The sequence below is a fragment of the Aquabacter sp. L1I39 genome (assembly GCF_017742835.1).
GTDB lineage: Bacteria > Pseudomonadota > Alphaproteobacteria > Rhizobiales > Xanthobacteraceae > L1I39.
Genome location: NZ_CP072392.1, coordinates 5,200,014 through 5,215,092, shown reverse-complemented (window position 1 = coordinate 5,215,092; position 15,079 = coordinate 5,200,014). Strand labels below are relative to the sequence as shown.

The window sequence follows — 15,079 nt, the reverse complement described above, 5'->3', positions numbered from 1 at the left end:
GGCGCCTCGAGAGGGAGCGGCTCGCGCCGCTCACTCCGGGATCAGCGGCGAGGCGCACGCCCCAGCAGCGAGGCCATTTCCGCCTCCAGGTCCTCGAACGGGTCGATGGACGCCGCCTCCTTTGCTGCCTTTTCCTTTTCTGGATCAGCATGCGGCTCCGCGCGCGGGGGCTCGCTCTCTCCACCATGATGGAAGGCTTCATGCTCTGCCCCAACCAGGGAAGCGGCGGCCGGCATCGAAGCAGGCACCAAATCGTTCCCGGCCATGGGAGCGACGCTCGCCTCGCCAGAGACCTCCTGCGCGAGCGTCAACTCCAGTTCACGCATGAGATCCGTCTCAAGGTTCAGGCCGGCCTCCATCTCAATGAGAGCGAGCGTTTCCTCGGAGATAGGCGATGCCGCCTGGGGCTCGGGCTCAACCACGCGGACTGGCGGGGCGGTGTTGAGGTCCGAAACGGCGTCGGTGTCCTCCTCCGCTTCCGGCATCACCGTGTGAGAATCCATCCGGTCGGATGAGGCGGAAGCCTGCTCTTCTGCCACATCCGGCTCCAGTGACGGAGCCACAACCACCTCGGGCGGCAGAGGTGCGGCACGGAACGGACTCGCAGGGCGGGCCGCTGCCGGCTTTGAGGGCGGCGGCACGAAAGGTGGAACAGGCGGGGCAGCGGGACGGCTGCCGAAGGTGGACGGCGGGAACGTCGCCGTCGGGCGTGCTGTCCGCTCAGGCGCCGGGGGCTCAATGGACGGCTTCGGCTTGGCGGGAGCCTCGTCATCGCCATCCTTGGGCGCATGGAGGGCCTTGTCCAGAGAGGTCTGAAGTCGGGCAGACAGCTCTCCGAGCTTGGGCTCGGCACGGGCTGCCGGCTCGCGGACAGCGCGACCGAAATTGAACACCGGCGCGCGGCGCGCGGGCGGAGTGGCAGGTGTCTCGGTGGCCGGGACGGCAGGCTCCGGTGTTGGGGCCACGTCCAGCTTGGGTTCGAGCCTGAACTCGATTTTGGAATCGGCCTTTTCGAGTGTCGGCTCGATCTTGGTCTCGATCTTGGGCTCGATCTTTTCCTCGGTCTCCGCGGCGGCAGGGCTGTCTCCCAGAAGATCCTCAATCTTCAGTTCCGCCTTGGCTGCGGGCATCTCCACCGGCCGGCTTTCCGCAACGGGGACCGCCGGCATGTCGAACTTGGGCTCTGCCTTGGCCGGCGGGGTCGCCTTGGTCGGCGCGGTCATATGAGCCGGGACGGAGGACTTGGGCTCGGGCGTGAAGGCCGGCTCAATCCTCGGCGCGGGGGGCGGCAGATCTGCTCCCTCAGCCGCGAGGGGGATTGCTTCAGGCGTGGATAGCGTTTCACGAGCCACACGCGGTGCCGACTCAGAGGCGACGGCTTCAGGGGCCGGCGTCACAGGCTCTGCCGGGATGACCAACTCCGCAATCGCCGGCTCCGCCTTGGCTTCGGGCGCTGGAGCCGGTGCGGCGCCTCCCGTAGGGGCGGCGACTTCCGCAGATTCGACGGGGGCCGACTCGGCAGCCGGCGCGGGGGCGGGCGGCGCATCGTCCTTGAGGGCGTCCTTGGCAGCGAATACCGGCGAGGAATGCGTCTCGTCCTTTACCGGCTCCTGCGGGGTGATGCCGACAGGGCGCACGGATGCGGTTCGCTCCTCAATGCGCGGCTCTGCCTTGGGCGTGGGCTTGCGCGATTCGAAAACCCGTTTTGCCGCGGAGAAGGTCGAGGCCGCAGCCCCCATCGCGACCGGCGCGTCGCCGGTAGCGGCGGGAGCCGCCGGCCCATCGGCCTCGGTACGCGCCGCGACCGGGCGTCGCAAGGCCGCGAAACGGGACGCAGCGGGGGCCGGAGGCTCGGCAATAGGAGGAGCCTTGGCGGCGGGCGTCTCCGTGGGAACGGGCGACGCGGCAGTCGAATCCGACATGCCGGCGCTCCCGGGATTGGGCGCCATCAGGGGAGGCGTGACGGGCGCGCGGCGCAGGAGGGTCGTCTCGCGCTGGGGAAGGACGTCGCGGCCGGCCTCCCGAAGGGGAAGTGCCTCGCGCGCCTGGGTCTGTTCCCTCTGCAGGCCGCGGGGAATGCTGGGCTCCACGACAAGATCGCGGTTGCCGCCAATGAGCAGGAGATGCTCCACGTCATCCCGGCGCACAAGGATAAGGCGCCGCTTCTGATCAACGGGTACGCTGTCCATGACCGCGAGTCGGGCCTGGCGCGAGCGCCCGCCGGGGCCGCGCCCTCGACCGCTCAAGGCCCGAACGATCACCACGGTCAGACCGAGAAGCACCACGATCACCACCGTTGCGATCGCCAGGCGCACCGGCAGTTCCAGATGCGTGCCAAGGAGATCCTGCAACATAACTCTTCCTCATTGCTGCGCGCCGATGGTCCGGCACCGGCCATAGCGTGTTACCTACATACAACACGACGCGGTCGCGACGCAGGCACTCATACCAAGAAAATCTTGACGAGCATGGCCGGATTTCAATCAATGCCGCACCAATGCGTTAAAATCCAGGAGCCGAAGTGTCGGGAGAGCAGCGCACGCGGCGCGACAGGAAGGCTTCTGCCATGAGCAAGGACCCGCGCGACGCCGGGGCACAGCCTTCCAAAGGCACATTCCGCCCGAAGATGCCACGATTCCAGCGTCTGACCGTTGGGCTGGCCTCGTTCGCCGGTGGTTTGGTCGCCGTGATTCTGCAGAGCGGGAGTGGACCGGTTCTCACGGCTGTCATGGTCGGCTTCGCCGCAATCGGGGTTTTCTCCATCATAACGACGTCCGCGCGCCTGCTGCGCGGAGACGAGCGGCGCAACGAGGAACTGGCACGTTCCCTCCTGGCCGCCACCGGCGATGCTATTGCGGTGGTCGAAGACGGAGAGCGCCTCGTCGAGGTCAACGGGCCCTATCTGCGCCTCACGCGCGCCCGGGAGACCCAGGCGCCGACACCCGAACGCTTCCTCAGCCGGATTCCCGGCGCGCAGGCCCCGATGGCGATGCTGCTGCGCTCCATTTCGGAAGGCGTGCACGTCAACCAGTTCTTCCCCTTCGATCCGGAGCCCGACGGACGGCGCCTCACCGTTGGCGTCTACCCGCTGGAGGGCGCACGGCGTGTGCTGTGGGTGCTTACCGTCACCGATCCCGAGGGCGGCCGGGCGGTTGCACCCGCTGCCGATCGCCAGCGCCCCGCAATTCCCGTGCCGCTTGCCCTCGCCGAGGCCGACGGCGCGCGCGTGCTTGCCGAATTGTGGGAGACCGCGCCTGTGGGCCTCCTGCTTCTGAGGGGGGAAGCGGCGCGGCTGCCCAACGGCACCTGCGCCCATTTTCTCGGTTATGACCTTGCAGAATGGGGCCAGGACCTTTTGCCGCTCGAGGAGGTGGTGGACCCCGTGCATCACGCCGCCGTGCGAGAGGCCATCGCGCAGGGCAGCACCCCGGCGGACGGATTGGATGTGGATCTGGTCTGCCGTGACGGCACCGTGTTTGCCAGCCGGCTCTGGATCAACGGCACCGCCGGTGGGGATTGCATCGCCGCCTTTGTGCCGCGGAGCGCCACCCGCGCGATGGCGGGGCAGGAAAGTGTCGCCCCCGCCGTCGCGGCAGCCGCCGCCCCTGTTGCTGCGGCCCCCTCGGAAACCCGTCGTAGCGCCGGTGCCGACGCCGTTTTCTTCTCCCGGTCGCCCCTCGCCATGGCGATGGTGGATCGGGCGGGTCGGGTGGTCGAAGCCAATGGCAGCTTCTCGCGCCTGTTTGCCGGCGCCGCCGCCCAGTTGATCGAGACGCGCCTCGACCAACTGGTGAGCGAGCGGGACGCCGCGGCAGTGGACCGCCTTGTCAAGGATATGATGGCCGGCGCCGCCCAGCCCGCGCCCGTGGAAGTGAACGTAGCCGGCGAGGGCGGACGGTCCGCGCGCCTTTATGTCTCGACCCTGGGGCCAACCGTGCCCGGCCTGGCGGTCTATGCGGTGGACACAACCGCACAGCGGGCCCTGGAGGTGCAGTTTGCTCAGTCCCAGAAGATGCAGGCCATCGGCCAGCTGGCCGGCGGCGTGGCGCACGACTTCAACAATGTGCTCACCGCCATCCTGGGCTATTGCGACCTGCTCCTGACCAACCACCGGCCGAGCGACCCCTCGTTCCCGGACATCATGCAGATCAAGCAGAATGCCAACCGGGCCGCCGGCCTCGTGCGGCAACTGCTCGCCTTCTCCCGGCGCCAGACGCTGCGGCCGCAGGTCATCCAGCTGACCGACGTGATCTCCGAACTGTCCATGCTCCTGCGTCGCCTCATCGGTGAGCGGATCACGCTGGACGTGCAGCATGGGCGCGACCTGTGGCCCGTGAAGGTGGACGTGAACCAGTTCGAGCAGGTGATCGTTAATCTGGCAGTGAATGCCCGCGATGCCATGTCCGGCGGCGGCGTTCTCACGTTGCGCACCGCCAACGTGACGGCCGCCGACACCGCCGCCTATTCGGATGGGTCCCTGGCGCCGGCCGATTATGTGCTGATCGAGGTGACCGATACCGGCAGCGGCATCCCTGCCGGCATCATTGACAAGATTTTCGAGCCGTTCTTTTCCACCAAGGAGGTGGGCAAGGGGACCGGCCTTGGCCTGTCGACGGTCTATGGAATCGTCAAGCAGACGGGCGGCAACATTCTGGTGCAGAGCCGGGAAGGGGAAGGAACGACCTTCCGGGTCTTCCTGCCACGCTATGAGGCCAGCGAGACCGAGGAGGCCCCACCCACGCCCGAGCCCGAGGCGCGTACCGGAGACCTCACCGGCCAGGCGACCGTGCTCTTGGTGGAAGACGAGGACGCGGTTCGGGCGTTTGCGTCCCGCGCCTTGTCCGCGCGCGGCTACAACGTGGTCGCGGCCGCGAGCGGGGCGGAGGCCTTGCAGGCCTATGAAGAGTCCAGCACGCGGATCGAGCTCGTGGTGTCTGACGTGGTGATGCCGGAGATGGACGGCCCCACGCTCCTGCGGGAGCTGCGTGCCAGGGATCCCAATCTGAAGGTCATCTTCATTTCGGGATATGCGGAAGAGGCATTCTCAAAGAACTTGCCCGAGGGGGAGAAATTCTCCTTCCTGCCCAAGCCCTTCACGCTGAAGCAACTGGTCGCCGCGGTGAAAGAGGCCACCCGGCGCTGAGCAGGAGAATCGCATCCGCGATGGGCCGGTCCTCTACCGGCCAATGGTCTTGCTTCCGCCCAGATGCAGTGTTTCCTTGATCGGCGCCGATGCGAGGTCAAGGCATGACCGGCCGGATGGCCTGATCTGCGTGCATTGCAGCGCGCAGGGCCGGAGCCGGCGCCGAGCATTCCGGCCACGCCAAGGGTTGATGCGCGCCGTGTGTGACTGCAAAGCCAATTGGCTGCAGGATTTGTCGCGATGCAGCAGCGGATGCCCCAAAGGTATTCCGCAGCTTGCTCTTGCCTCCCATCTGGCGCTGCGATAAGCCTCGCTCACCCGTTTCGAATTCCTCCAACCGAGGCCGGCGCGGTAACGCTTCAGGCGGATCGCCCATGCGCCCCGAGGTGCGGACAATGGAACACTTGCTCCAGGACTACCTTCCGGTGGTCATTTTCATCGGGGTGTCGCTCGTCATCGGGCTCGCTCTTCTGGTGGCGCCCTTTCTCGTCGCCTATCGCAACCCGGACCCCGAGAAGCTCTCCGCTTATGAGTGCGGCTTCAACGCGTTCGACGATGCGCGCATGACGTTCGACGCCCGGTTCTACCTGGTGGCGATTCTCTTCATCATCTTCGACCTGGAAGTGGCCTTCCTGTTTCCGTGGGCCATCACCTTCGGTGGTCTCGGCGACCTCGGCTTCTGGTCGATGATGCTGTTCCTCGGCGTGCTGACCGTCGGGTTCATTTACGAGTGGCGCAAGGGAGCGCTCGAATGGGATTGACCCCTGCCGATTCCAAGCCGCTGGTCGCCCCTGCGCCGAAGGGCATCATCGATCCTTCGACCGGGCGTCCCGTGGGTGCGGACGACCCCTTCTTCCGCGAGATCAATTCCGAGCTCGCGGACAAGGGCTTCCTCATCACCACCGCGGACAATCTCATCACCTGGGCGCGCACCGGCTCGCTCATGTGGATGACGTTCGGCCTCGCCTGCTGCGCGGTCGAGATGATGCAGGTTTCGATGCCGCGCTATGACGTGGAGCGCTTCGGCTTTGCGCCGCGCGCCTCGCCGCGTCAGTCGGACGTGATGATCGTCGCCGGCACGCTGACCAACAAGATGGCGCCGGCTCTGCGCAAGGTCTATGACCAGATGCCCGAGCCGCGTTACGTGATCTCCATGGGCAGCTGCGCCAATGGTGGCGGCTACTATCACTATTCCTATTCGGTTGTGCGCGGCTGTGACCGTGTGGTGCCGGTGGACATTTATGTGCCGGGCTGCCCGCCGAGCGCTGAGGCGCTCCTCTATGGCGTGTTGCTGCTGCAGAAGAAAATCCGCCGCGTCGGCACCATCGAACGCTGATCGCCGCTTGAGACCGCGGGCGGCGCCTTGGCTCCGCTTTGCTCGGGGAAGACGCAGATGGACGAGACCCTGAAGGACCTTGCGGTCCATATTTCCGGTGCGCTGGGCGAAGCCGTGCTCGCCTCGCACATCGCCTATGGCGAGCTGACGCTCGAGGTGGACCGGGAGCAGATCGTCAAGGTCGCGACCTTCCTGCGCGACGATCCGAGCTGCCTGTTCGCCTGCATCGTGGACGTGTGCGGGGTGGACTATCCGGCCCGCCCGCAGCGCTTCGACGTGGTCTATCACCTCTTGTCCCTGAAGCAGAACCTGCGCATCCGCCTGAAGGTGGCGACCGACGAGGACAGCACGGTGCCGTCCATCTGCGGCGTCTATCACGGCGCCAATTGGTTCGAGCGGGAGGCCTACGACATGTATGGCATCCTGTTCACGGGCCATCCTGAACTGCGCCGCCTGCTGACCGACTACGGCTTCGACGGCTATCCGCTGCGCAAGGACTTCCCCCTCACGGGCTATGTGGAAGTGCGCTATGACGACGAGGCCAAGCGCGTGGTTTACGAGCCGGTGCGTCTGATGCAGGAGTTCCGCAAGTTCGACTTCCTCTCCCCCTGGGAAGGAACGGACTATGTGCTGCCCGGCGACGAAAAGGCTTCGGGCCAGCCCGGCGCCCCGAAGGCCGGCTGAAGGAGCGACCCATGGCCCACACTCTCGATAGCCCCCGGCCCGACGCTCCGGTCCGCAACTTCCAGATCAATTTCGGCCCGCAGCATCCGGCGGCCCACGGCGTGCTCCGCCTCGTGCTGGAGCTCGATGGCGAGGTGGTGGAGCGGGTCGATCCGCATATCGGCCTTCTGCATCGCGGCACCGAAAAGCTCATTGAGGCCAAGACCTATCTCCAGGCTGTGCCCTATTTTGATCGGCTCGATTACTGCGCGCCGATGAACCAGGAGCACGCTTATTGCTTGGCGGTGGAAAAGCTGCTGGGCATTGAAGTGCCCAAGCGGGGCCAGCTGATCCGGGTGCTCTACTCGGAAATCGGGCGCCTGCTGTCGCACCTCTTGAACGTCACCACGTTCGCCATGGACGTGGGCGCGCTCACCCCCCCGCTCTGGGGCTTCGAGGCCCGCGAAAAGCTCATGGTCTTCTATGAGCGCGCCTCCGGCAGCCGCATGCATGCGGCCTATTTCCGGCCCGGCGGCGTGCACCAGGACCTGCCGACGGAGCTGGTCCAGGACATCGGCACCTTCTGCGAGAGCTTCTACAGCCTGCTGGATGATCTGGATGCCCTCGTCACCGGCAACCGCATCTTCAAGCAGCGCACCGTCGATATTGGTGTGGTGAGCCTGGAGGACGCGCTGTCGTGGGGCTTTTCCGGCGTGATGGTGCGCGGCTCAGGCGCAGCCTGGGACCTTCGCCGTGCCCAGCCCTATGAATGCTATTCCGAGCTGGATTTCGATATCCCCGTGGGCAAGCACGGTGACTGCTACGATCGCTATGTGGTCCGCATGGAAGAGATGCGGCAGTCCACCAAGATCATGCAGCAGTGCGTGTCGCGGCTTCTGAAGGAGCCTGGCCCCGTCTCCACGACCGATCACAAGATCTCTCCGCCCAAGCGCGGCGAGATGAAGCGGTCGATGGAAGCCCTCATTCACCACTTCAAGCTATACACGGAAGGCTTCCATGTTCCCGAAGGGGATGTGTACGCGGCCGTTGAAGCACCGAAGGGTGAGTTCGGCGTCTATCTGGTGGCTGACGGCACAAATAAGCCGTACCGCTGCAAGATCCGCGCTCCGGGCTTCGCCCATCTCCAGGCCATGGACTTCCTGTGTCGCGGGCACATGCTCGCCGACGTTTCGGCGGTGCTGGGCTCCCTCGACATCGTGTTCGGGGAGGTGGATCGGTGAAAGCTCTTCTCGCCAGCGCCGTTCTTGTGTCGCTTGCCTGCGGCGCCGCCCATGCGGCTGATGCTGCAGGCCGCTCAACCATTGACGTGGTGGTGCCCGTTGGCACCCCGGCCGAACCGCCGAAGGCGATCGTGGTGGAGCGCATCACCATGTACAGCCTCCTGACGGGCGGCTGGCAACCGGTGGATGCGGCCGTCATCCCCGCGTCCGGGGTGCCGGGTACAAGGGGCAGCTTCGCCCATACGGACGGCTACGCCATCAAGCTCTACAAGGATGGCGTCTACGCCTATTGCGGCATCGCCCAGGTGGGTGGTGCCTATAATGATTGTCGCATTGCCGGCTCGGGAACCCGCTGATGTCCGTTCGCCGCCTCGCCGCCGAACAGCCCGAAAGCTTCGCCTTCACGGCGGAGAACGAGGCCTGGATCGTGCGCCAGATTTCCAAGTATCCCGAGGGCCGGCAGGCCAGCGCGGTCGTTCCGCTGCTGTGGAAGGCGCAGGAGCAGGCCGGCGGCTGGCTGCCTGAGCCCGCAATCCGCGCGGTGGCTGATCGCCTCGGCATGGCGCACATCCGCGTGCTGGAGATCGCCACCTTCTACACCATGTTCAACCTTGAGCCGGTTGGTCGGCACTTCGTGCAATTGTGCGGTACCACGCACTGCATGATGCGCGGCTCCGAAGAGCTCAAGGAGGTCTGCCGCCGCAAGATCGGGCCGGAGCGTCACGTCAGTGAGGACGGTGCGCTGTCCTGGCTCGAGGTGGAATGCCTGGGCGCCTGCGCAAACGCTCCCATGGCCCAGATCAATTACGACTATTACGAAGACCTTACGCCTGAGAACCTCGAGGCGCTGCTCGATGACTTGCGGGCCGGTCGACCGGTGAAGACCGGCTCCCAGATCGGCCGGACGGCGTCGTCCCCGGTCCTCGGACTGACCTCCCTCACCGATCCGAGCCTTTATACGCGGGGGTCCTCGGCGTCCGCGCCCCAGGGCGGCCACAGCGGCGAGACCGGCGATCTTCAGCAGGCCGGGCGGCCGAGCACGGCGGTCGAGACGCCGGTGGATCCCCTGGGCGCCGCCTCTGCCAGCCAGGAAAAGGCTGAGGACGGCAAGGATGCCCGCGAGAAGCGGGAAGACGTGGCCGATGCCGCCAAGGCATCCAGCCCCGAGGTGACCGGGTCCGAGCGCGAGCCGCTCAAGACCGGCACCGGCGTGCGCGATCCGGAGGTGTGAGAGATGCTCCAGGACAAGGACCGGATCTTCACCAACCTTTACGGCATTCATGATTTCGGCCTGAAGGGCGCTCTGGCGCGCGGCAACTGGGACGGCACCAAGGCGATCCTGGAAAAGGGTCGCGACTGGATCATCAACGAGATGAAGGCGTCGGGCCTGCGCGGCCGTGGCGGCGCCGGCTTCTCGACCGGCATGAAGTGGTCCTTCATGCCCAAGCAGTCCGATGGGCGCCCCCACTATCTGGTGGTGAACGCGGACGAATCCGAGCCCGGCACCTGCAAGGACCGGGAGATCATGCGCAACGATCCGCACACGCTGATCGAAGGCTGCCTGATCGCCTCCTTCGCCATGGGGGCTCATGCCGCCTACATCTATGTGCGCGGCGAATATGTGCGCGAGCGCGAACGTCTCGAAGCTGCCATTGACCAGGCCTATGAGGCAAAGCTCATCGGCAAGGACAATGTGCACGGCTACCCCTTCGACCTCTATGTGCATCACGGTGCCGGCGCCTATATCTGCGGCGAAGAGACGGCGCTGATCGAGAGCCTGGAAGGCAAGAAGGGCATGCCGCGGCTGAAGCCGCCTTTCCCCGCCAATATGGGCCTTTATGGCTGCCCGACCACGGTCAACAACGTGGAATCCATCGCCGTGGCGCCGGAAATCCTGCGTCGCGGCGCGGCTTGGTTCGCCGGCATCGGCCGCCCCAACAATGTGGGCACCAAGCTGTTTGGCATCATGGGCCATGTGAACACGCCGTGCGTGGTTGAGGATGCCATGGGCATCACCTTCCGCGAACTGGTGGAGAAGCACGGCGGCGGCATTCGCGGTGGCTGGGACAATCTGCTCGCCATCATTCCCGGCGGCGCCTCCTGCCCGTTGGTGCCTGCGGCGGCCTGCGAAGACCTGATCATGGACTTCGACGGGTTGCGCGGGGCGAAGTCCTCGTTTGGAACCGCCGGCTGCCTTGTGATGGACAAGTCCACGGACATCGTCCGCGCCATCACGCGCATCTCATACTTCTTCAAGCATGAGAGTTGTGGCCAGTGCACGCCGTGCCGCGAGGGCACCGGTTGGATGTGGCGCGTGCTGAGCCGCATGGCGGAAGGCCGGGCGCAGAAGCGCGAGATCGACGTGCTGCTGGAAGTGACCACCCAGATCGAGGGTCACACCATCTGCGCGCTGGGCGATGCGGCGGCGTGGCCGGTTCAGGGCCTCATCCGCAACTTCCGCGGCGAAATCGAGAAGCGGATCGACCAGTATTCTGCCAATCCGCATCCGGATCCGGTGCCGGTCGCGGCGGAGTGAATATGTCGCGCCTTCTGCGCGGCTGCCCGGTGTTGGCCTCGGCGGACATACCTGCCGCGGTCGACTGGTACAGGGAGCGCCTCGGGTTCGAGGTGCGCAGGACGGGGCCGGATTACGGCATCGTCGAGAAGGATGGTGTCGAGCTGCACTTCTGGCCCTGCCAGGATCGCAGCATCGCTGAAAATACGTCGGCCTATCTCCGGGTGGACGACGTGGACCGCTTGCACGCCAGTTTTGAGGGAGCGCGCGAAGGCGGGCGCATCTCGGAAGTGGCAGACCGCGCATGGGGCATGCGCGAATTCTATGTCTGGGACCCGGATGGAAACCTGTTGCGCTGCGGCGCGCCGGTTGCCGGATCGGGCCCGGTCTGAGACGAGGGAAGTTAGATGGCGAAGATCGTCGTCGACGGCACAGAGGTTGACGTCCCGGCCGAGTTCACGCTGCTTCAGGCGTGCGAGGTGGCCGGGGTCGAGATTCCGCGCTTCTGCTTCCATGAACGGCTGTCCATTGCCGGCAATTGCCGCATGTGCCTGGTCGAGGTGAAGGGCGGCCCGCCCAAGCCCACCGCCTCCTGCGCCATGGCCGTGAAGGATTTGCGTCCCGGACCCAACGGCGAGCCGCCCGTGGTGCTGACCAAGAGCCCCATGGTGAAGAAGGCGCGCGAAGGGGTGATGGAGTTCCTGCTCATCAACCACCCGCTGGATTGCCCCATCTGCGACCAGGGCGGCGAGTGCGACCTGCAGGATCAGGCCATGGCCTATGGCGTGGACAGTTCCCGCTTTGCGGAGAACAAGCGCGCCGTGGAGGACAAGTATATCGGCCCGCTGGTGCGGACCTCCATGAACCGGTGCATTCATTGCACCCGCTGCGTGCGCTTCACCACGGAAGTGGCTGGCGTCGCGGATCTCGGTGCCATCGGGCGCGGCGAGGACATGGAGATCACCACCTATCTCGAGCACGCCATGCGCTCGGAGATGCAGGGCAATGTGGCTGACCTCTGCCCGGTGGGTGCGCTCACCCACAAGCCTCAGGCGTTCCATGCCCGGCCCTGGGAAATGGTGAAGACCGAGTCCATCGACGTGATGGACGCGGCTGGCTCCAACATCCGCATCGACACGCGCGGCCGCGAGGTCATGCGCATCCTCCCGCGCACCCATGAGGTGGTGAACGAGGAGTGGATCTCGGACAAGACCCGCTACGTGTGGGACGGCCTGAAGACCCAGCGCCTCGATCGGCCTTACGTGCGTCAGGGCGGCCGCCTCGTGCCGGCCAGCTGGAGCCAAGCGTTTGACGCCATCGCCGCCAAGGTGAAGGGCGTCAAGGGCGACCGCATCGGCGCCATCGTGGGCGACCTTGCCACCGTGGAAGAAGCGTTTGCGCTGAAGATGCTGGTGGAGAAGCTGGGGTCCGCCAGCATCGACTGCCGCCAGGACGGCGCCGCGCTGGATCCGTCTCTCGGCCGCGCCACCTACGTGTTCAATCCGTCCATCGCCGGCATCGAGGACGCGGACGCGATCCTCTTGGTGGGGACCGATCCGCGCCATGAGGCGTCCGTGATCAATGCCCGCATCCGCAAGCGCTGGCGGGCCGGGGGCCTGAAGGTGGGTCTGGTGGGGACCCAGGTCGACCTGACCTATCCCTATGAGTATCTGGGCGCCGGCCCGGACAGCCTCGCTGAAATCGCTGGCAATTCGGGCTTCGCCGAAATTCTGCGTGGCGCCGAGCGTCCCATGGTCATTGTGGGGCAGGGCGCCCTGGCCCGGGCGGACGGTGCCGCGGTTCTCGCACTGGCGGCCAAGGTCGCGGCGAGTGTCGGAGCGGTGAAGGAAGGCTGGAACGGCTTCGCGGTGCTCCACACGGCCGCCGCGCGGGTTGGCGCGCTGGATGTGGGTTGCGTTCCGGGGGCAGGGGGCAAGGATGCCGCCGCCTTGGCTGCGGCTGGCGGGGCGGATGTCCTGTTCCTCCTGGGAGCCGACGAGATCGAGGTCGCTCCGGGGGCCTTCGTGGTCTATGTGGGCACCCATGGTGATCGCGGTGCCCATCGGGCGGATGTGATCCTTCCCGGCGCGGCCTATTCCGAGAAGCCGGGCCTCTATGTGAACACCGAGGGCCGAGTGCAGTTCGCCAACCGCGCCGCCTTCCCGCCTGGCGATGCCCGGGAGGATTGGGCCATCCTGCGTGCGCTTTCCGAAGCGCTCGACAAGACGCTGCCGTTCGACACCCTGTTTGCGCTGCGCGCCGCAGCGATTGCGGCTTTTCCGCACCTGGCCCGTCTCGACGTGGTGGAAGCTGCCGATCCGGCGGCGCTTTCCGCCCTGGCCGGGGCACAGGGGACGCTCGACAAGGCGCCGTTCGGACTTGCGGTGCGCGACTTCTACCTCACCAACCCCATCGCCCGCGCATCCGCCATCATGGCCGAATGCTCGGCGCTGCGGATCGGTGGTACCGCAGTTGCGGCGGAGTGAAGCCGATGCGCAGGGGCATCGGCTTTGAGGATCTGGTGCGCGGCATCACGCGCGCCGCACATGTGATGACTGCGACCGGCCAGGCGGCCGAGTCGTGCGAGGCGTGAGGGGCAGGAAGAACCAATGACCTGGCTGGACACCCTTCTGAAGGTCGCGATCATCGTGGGGCAGAGCCTTGCCCTGCTGGTGGCGCTGCTGATCTTCATCGCCTTCATCCTGCTGGCCGATCGCAAGATCTGGGCGGCGGTTCAACTGCGCCGTGGCCCGAACGTGGTGGGTCCCTTCGGCCTGCTGCAATCCTTCGCCGACCTCTTGAAGTTCGTGCTGAAGGAGCCGGTGATCCCGTCGGGCGCCAATAAGGCGTTGTTCCTGCTGGCGCCGCTGGTGACCTGTGTGCTCTCTCTGGCCGCCTGGGTGGTGGTACCGCTCGCGGATGGCTGGGTGATTGCCGACCTGAATGTGGGCATCCTCTATATCTTCGCCATCTCGTCGCTGGGTGTGTACGGCATCATCATGGGCGGGTGGGCTTCGAACTCGAAGTATCCGTTCCTGGCGTCCCTGCGCTCTGCCGCGCAGATGGTGTCCTATGAGGTGTCCATCGGCTTCGTGATCATCACCGTCCTGATGTGTGCGGGCTCTCAAAATCTGTCGCAGATCGTGATGGCGCAGTCTGGGCCCTACGGCTTCCTGCACTGGTACTTTCTGCCGCTGCTGCCGATGTTCGTGATCTTCTTCGTCTCGGCACTGGCCGAGACGAACCGTCCGCCCTTCGATCTGGTGGAAGCGGAATCCGAACTCGTCGCCGGATTCATGACCGAGTACGGCTCGACCCCCTATCTGCTCTTCATGCTCGGCGAGTACGTGGCCATCATGACCATGTGCGCCATGGGCACGATCCTGTTTCTGGGTGGCTGGCTGCCCCCGCTGCCCTTCGCGCCCTTCACCTGGGTGCCGGGTTTGGTGTGGTTCGTGCTGAAGCTCTGCTTCATGTTCTTTCTGTTCGCCATGGCCAAGGCCATGGTGCCCCGCTATCGCTATGACCAGTTGATGCGTCTGGGCTGGAAGGTGTTCCTGCCCATCTCGCTGGTAGCCGTGGTGGTGGTCGCTGGCGTGCTTCACTTCACGGGGAACGCGCCGCAATGACCTCGCACGTCCTCCCGACCGCATCTTATCGGAGCTGAGCCATGAAGCTCGACCAGGCGGCCCGCGCCCTCCTTCTGACGGAGTTTCTCTCCGGCTTCGTCCTCGCCATGCGCTATTTCTTCAAGCCCAAGGCGACGATCAACTATCCGTTCGAGAAGAACCCCATCTCGCCGCGCTTCCGCGGCGAGCACGCGCTGCGGCGCTATCCCAATGGCGAAGAGCGCTGCATCGCATGCAAGCTGTGCGAGGCCATCTGCCCGGCGCAGGCCATCACCATCGAGGCTGGCCCGCGCCGCAATGACGGCACCCGCCGCACCACCCGTTACGACATCGACATGGTGAAGTGCATCTATTGCGGCTTCTGCCAGGAAGCCTGCCCGGTGGACGCCATCGTCGAGGGTCCGAATTTCGAGTTCGCCACGGAAACCCGCGAAGAACTCTATTACGACAAGGAAAAGCTGCTGGCGAACGGCGACCGGTGGGAGCGCGAGATCGCGCAGTCCATCGCGCTCGACGCGCCTTACCGCTGAACGGGGCGCCCGCTTTGGAGCG

At 65.9% G+C, this 15,079-nt stretch carries 13 protein-coding genes; 12 read left to right on the top strand and 1 reads right to left on the bottom strand.

Features of this window, described 5'->3' with window-relative positions; all coding sequences use genetic code 11:
- Nucleotides 1-41: 41 nt before the first annotated feature.
- Nucleotides 42-2,315 (bottom strand): flagellar biosynthetic protein FliO, encoded by a 2,274-nt coding sequence (locus J5J86_RS23495; protein WP_247657794.1) that lies wholly within the window; start codon nt 2,313-2,315, stop codon nt 42-44.
- A gap of 371 nt (nt 2,316-2,686) precedes the next feature.
- Here J5J86_RS23495 and J5J86_RS23490 point away from each other — a divergent pair, with 371 nt between their 5' ends.
- The 12 genes from J5J86_RS23490 (at nt 2,687) to nuoI (ending at nt 15,057) form a co-directional block, all read left to right on the top strand.
- Nucleotides 2,687-5,143, top strand: a complete 2,457-nt coding sequence (locus J5J86_RS23490) for a response regulator (protein WP_209102617.1) — start codon at nt 2,687-2,689, stop codon at nt 5,141-5,143.
- A 395-nt stretch (nt 5,144-5,538) separates the two neighbouring features.
- Nucleotides 5,539-5,904, top strand: a complete 366-nt coding sequence (locus J5J86_RS23485; protein ID WP_209102615.1) for an NADH-quinone oxidoreductase subunit A — start codon at nt 5,539-5,541, stop codon at nt 5,902-5,904.
- A complete protein-coding gene (locus J5J86_RS23480) occupies nt 5,895-6,479 on the top strand; it encodes a NuoB/complex I 20 kDa subunit family protein (protein ID WP_209102613.1) in 585 nt (194 codons plus the stop codon). The genes J5J86_RS23485 and J5J86_RS23480 overlap by 10 nt, the downstream gene beginning before the upstream one ends.
- Before the next feature lie 57 nt (nt 6,480-6,536).
- Nucleotides 6,537-7,163 (top strand): NADH-quinone oxidoreductase subunit C, encoded by a 627-nt coding sequence (locus J5J86_RS23475; protein ID WP_209102611.1) that lies wholly within the window; start codon nt 6,537-6,539, stop codon nt 7,161-7,163.
- Between the two features lie 11 nt (nt 7,164-7,174).
- A complete protein-coding gene (locus J5J86_RS23470) occupies nt 7,175-8,383 on the top strand; it encodes an NADH-quinone oxidoreductase subunit D (RefSeq protein WP_209102609.1) in 1,209 nt (402 codons plus the stop codon).
- Nucleotides 8,380-8,739, top strand: a complete 360-nt coding sequence (locus J5J86_RS23465; RefSeq protein WP_209102607.1) for a hypothetical protein — start codon at nt 8,380-8,382, stop codon at nt 8,737-8,739. The genes J5J86_RS23470 and J5J86_RS23465 overlap by 4 nt, the downstream gene beginning before the upstream one ends.
- Nucleotides 8,739-9,614 (top strand): NADH-quinone oxidoreductase subunit NuoE, encoded by an 876-nt coding sequence (gene nuoE, locus J5J86_RS23460; RefSeq protein WP_209102606.1) that lies wholly within the window; start codon nt 8,739-8,741, stop codon nt 9,612-9,614. The genes J5J86_RS23465 and nuoE overlap by 1 nt, the downstream gene beginning before the upstream one ends.
- Before the next feature lie 3 nt (nt 9,615-9,617).
- On the top strand, nt 9,618-10,919 hold the full coding sequence (gene nuoF, locus J5J86_RS23455) for an NADH-quinone oxidoreductase subunit NuoF (protein WP_209102604.1): 1,302 nt from the start codon (nt 9,618-9,620) through the stop codon (nt 10,917-10,919).
- 2 nt (nt 10,920-10,921) lie between these two features.
- On the top strand, nt 10,922-11,290 hold the full coding sequence (locus J5J86_RS23450; protein WP_209102602.1) for a bleomycin resistance protein: 369 nt from the start codon (nt 10,922-10,924) through the stop codon (nt 11,288-11,290).
- Between the two features lie 15 nt (nt 11,291-11,305).
- A complete protein-coding gene (nuoG, locus tag J5J86_RS23445) occupies nt 11,306-13,384 on the top strand; it encodes an NADH-quinone oxidoreductase subunit NuoG (RefSeq protein ID WP_209102601.1) in 2,079 nt (692 codons plus the stop codon).
- Nucleotides 13,385-13,507: 123 nt separating this feature from the next.
- Complete coding sequence (gene nuoH, locus J5J86_RS23440) at nt 13,508-14,527, top strand: NADH-quinone oxidoreductase subunit NuoH (protein WP_209102600.1); 1,020 nt, start codon at nt 13,508-13,510, stop codon at nt 14,525-14,527.
- A 41-nt stretch (nt 14,528-14,568) separates the two neighbouring features.
- Nucleotides 14,569-15,057, top strand: coding sequence for an NADH-quinone oxidoreductase subunit NuoI (nuoI, locus tag J5J86_RS23435; RefSeq protein WP_209102599.1), 489 nt, complete (start codon nt 14,569-14,571; stop codon nt 15,055-15,057).
- Nucleotides 15,058-15,079 lie beyond the last annotated feature (22 nt).

Bases quoted from the DNA above. Each gene is read 5' to 3' on its own strand.
- nuoI (WP_209102599.1), top strand. From the start codon at position 14,569: ATGAAGCTCGACCAGGCGGCCCGCGCCCTCCTTCTGACGGAGTTTCTC.
- J5J86_RS23480 (WP_209102613.1), top strand. From the start codon at position 5,895: ATGGGATTGACCCCTGCCGATTCCAAGCCGCTGGTCGCCCCTGCGCCG.
- nuoF (WP_209102604.1), top strand. From the start codon at position 9,618: ATGCTCCAGGACAAGGACCGGATCTTCACCAACCTTTACGGCATTCAT.
- J5J86_RS23470 (WP_209102609.1), top strand. From the start codon at position 7,175: ATGGCCCACACTCTCGATAGCCCCCGGCCCGACGCTCCGGTCCGCAAC.
- J5J86_RS23475 (WP_209102611.1), top strand. From the start codon at position 6,537: ATGGACGAGACCCTGAAGGACCTTGCGGTCCATATTTCCGGTGCGCTG.
- nuoE (WP_209102606.1), top strand. From the start codon at position 8,739: ATGTCCGTTCGCCGCCTCGCCGCCGAACAGCCCGAAAGCTTCGCCTTC.
- nuoH (WP_209102600.1), top strand. From the start codon at position 13,508: ATGACCTGGCTGGACACCCTTCTGAAGGTCGCGATCATCGTGGGGCAG.
- nuoG (WP_209102601.1), top strand. From the start codon at position 11,306: ATGGCGAAGATCGTCGTCGACGGCACAGAGGTTGACGTCCCGGCCGAG.
- J5J86_RS23450 (WP_209102602.1), top strand. From the start codon at position 10,922: ATGTCGCGCCTTCTGCGCGGCTGCCCGGTGTTGGCCTCGGCGGACATA.
- J5J86_RS23485 (WP_209102615.1), top strand. From the start codon at position 5,539: ATGGAACACTTGCTCCAGGACTACCTTCCGGTGGTCATTTTCATCGGG.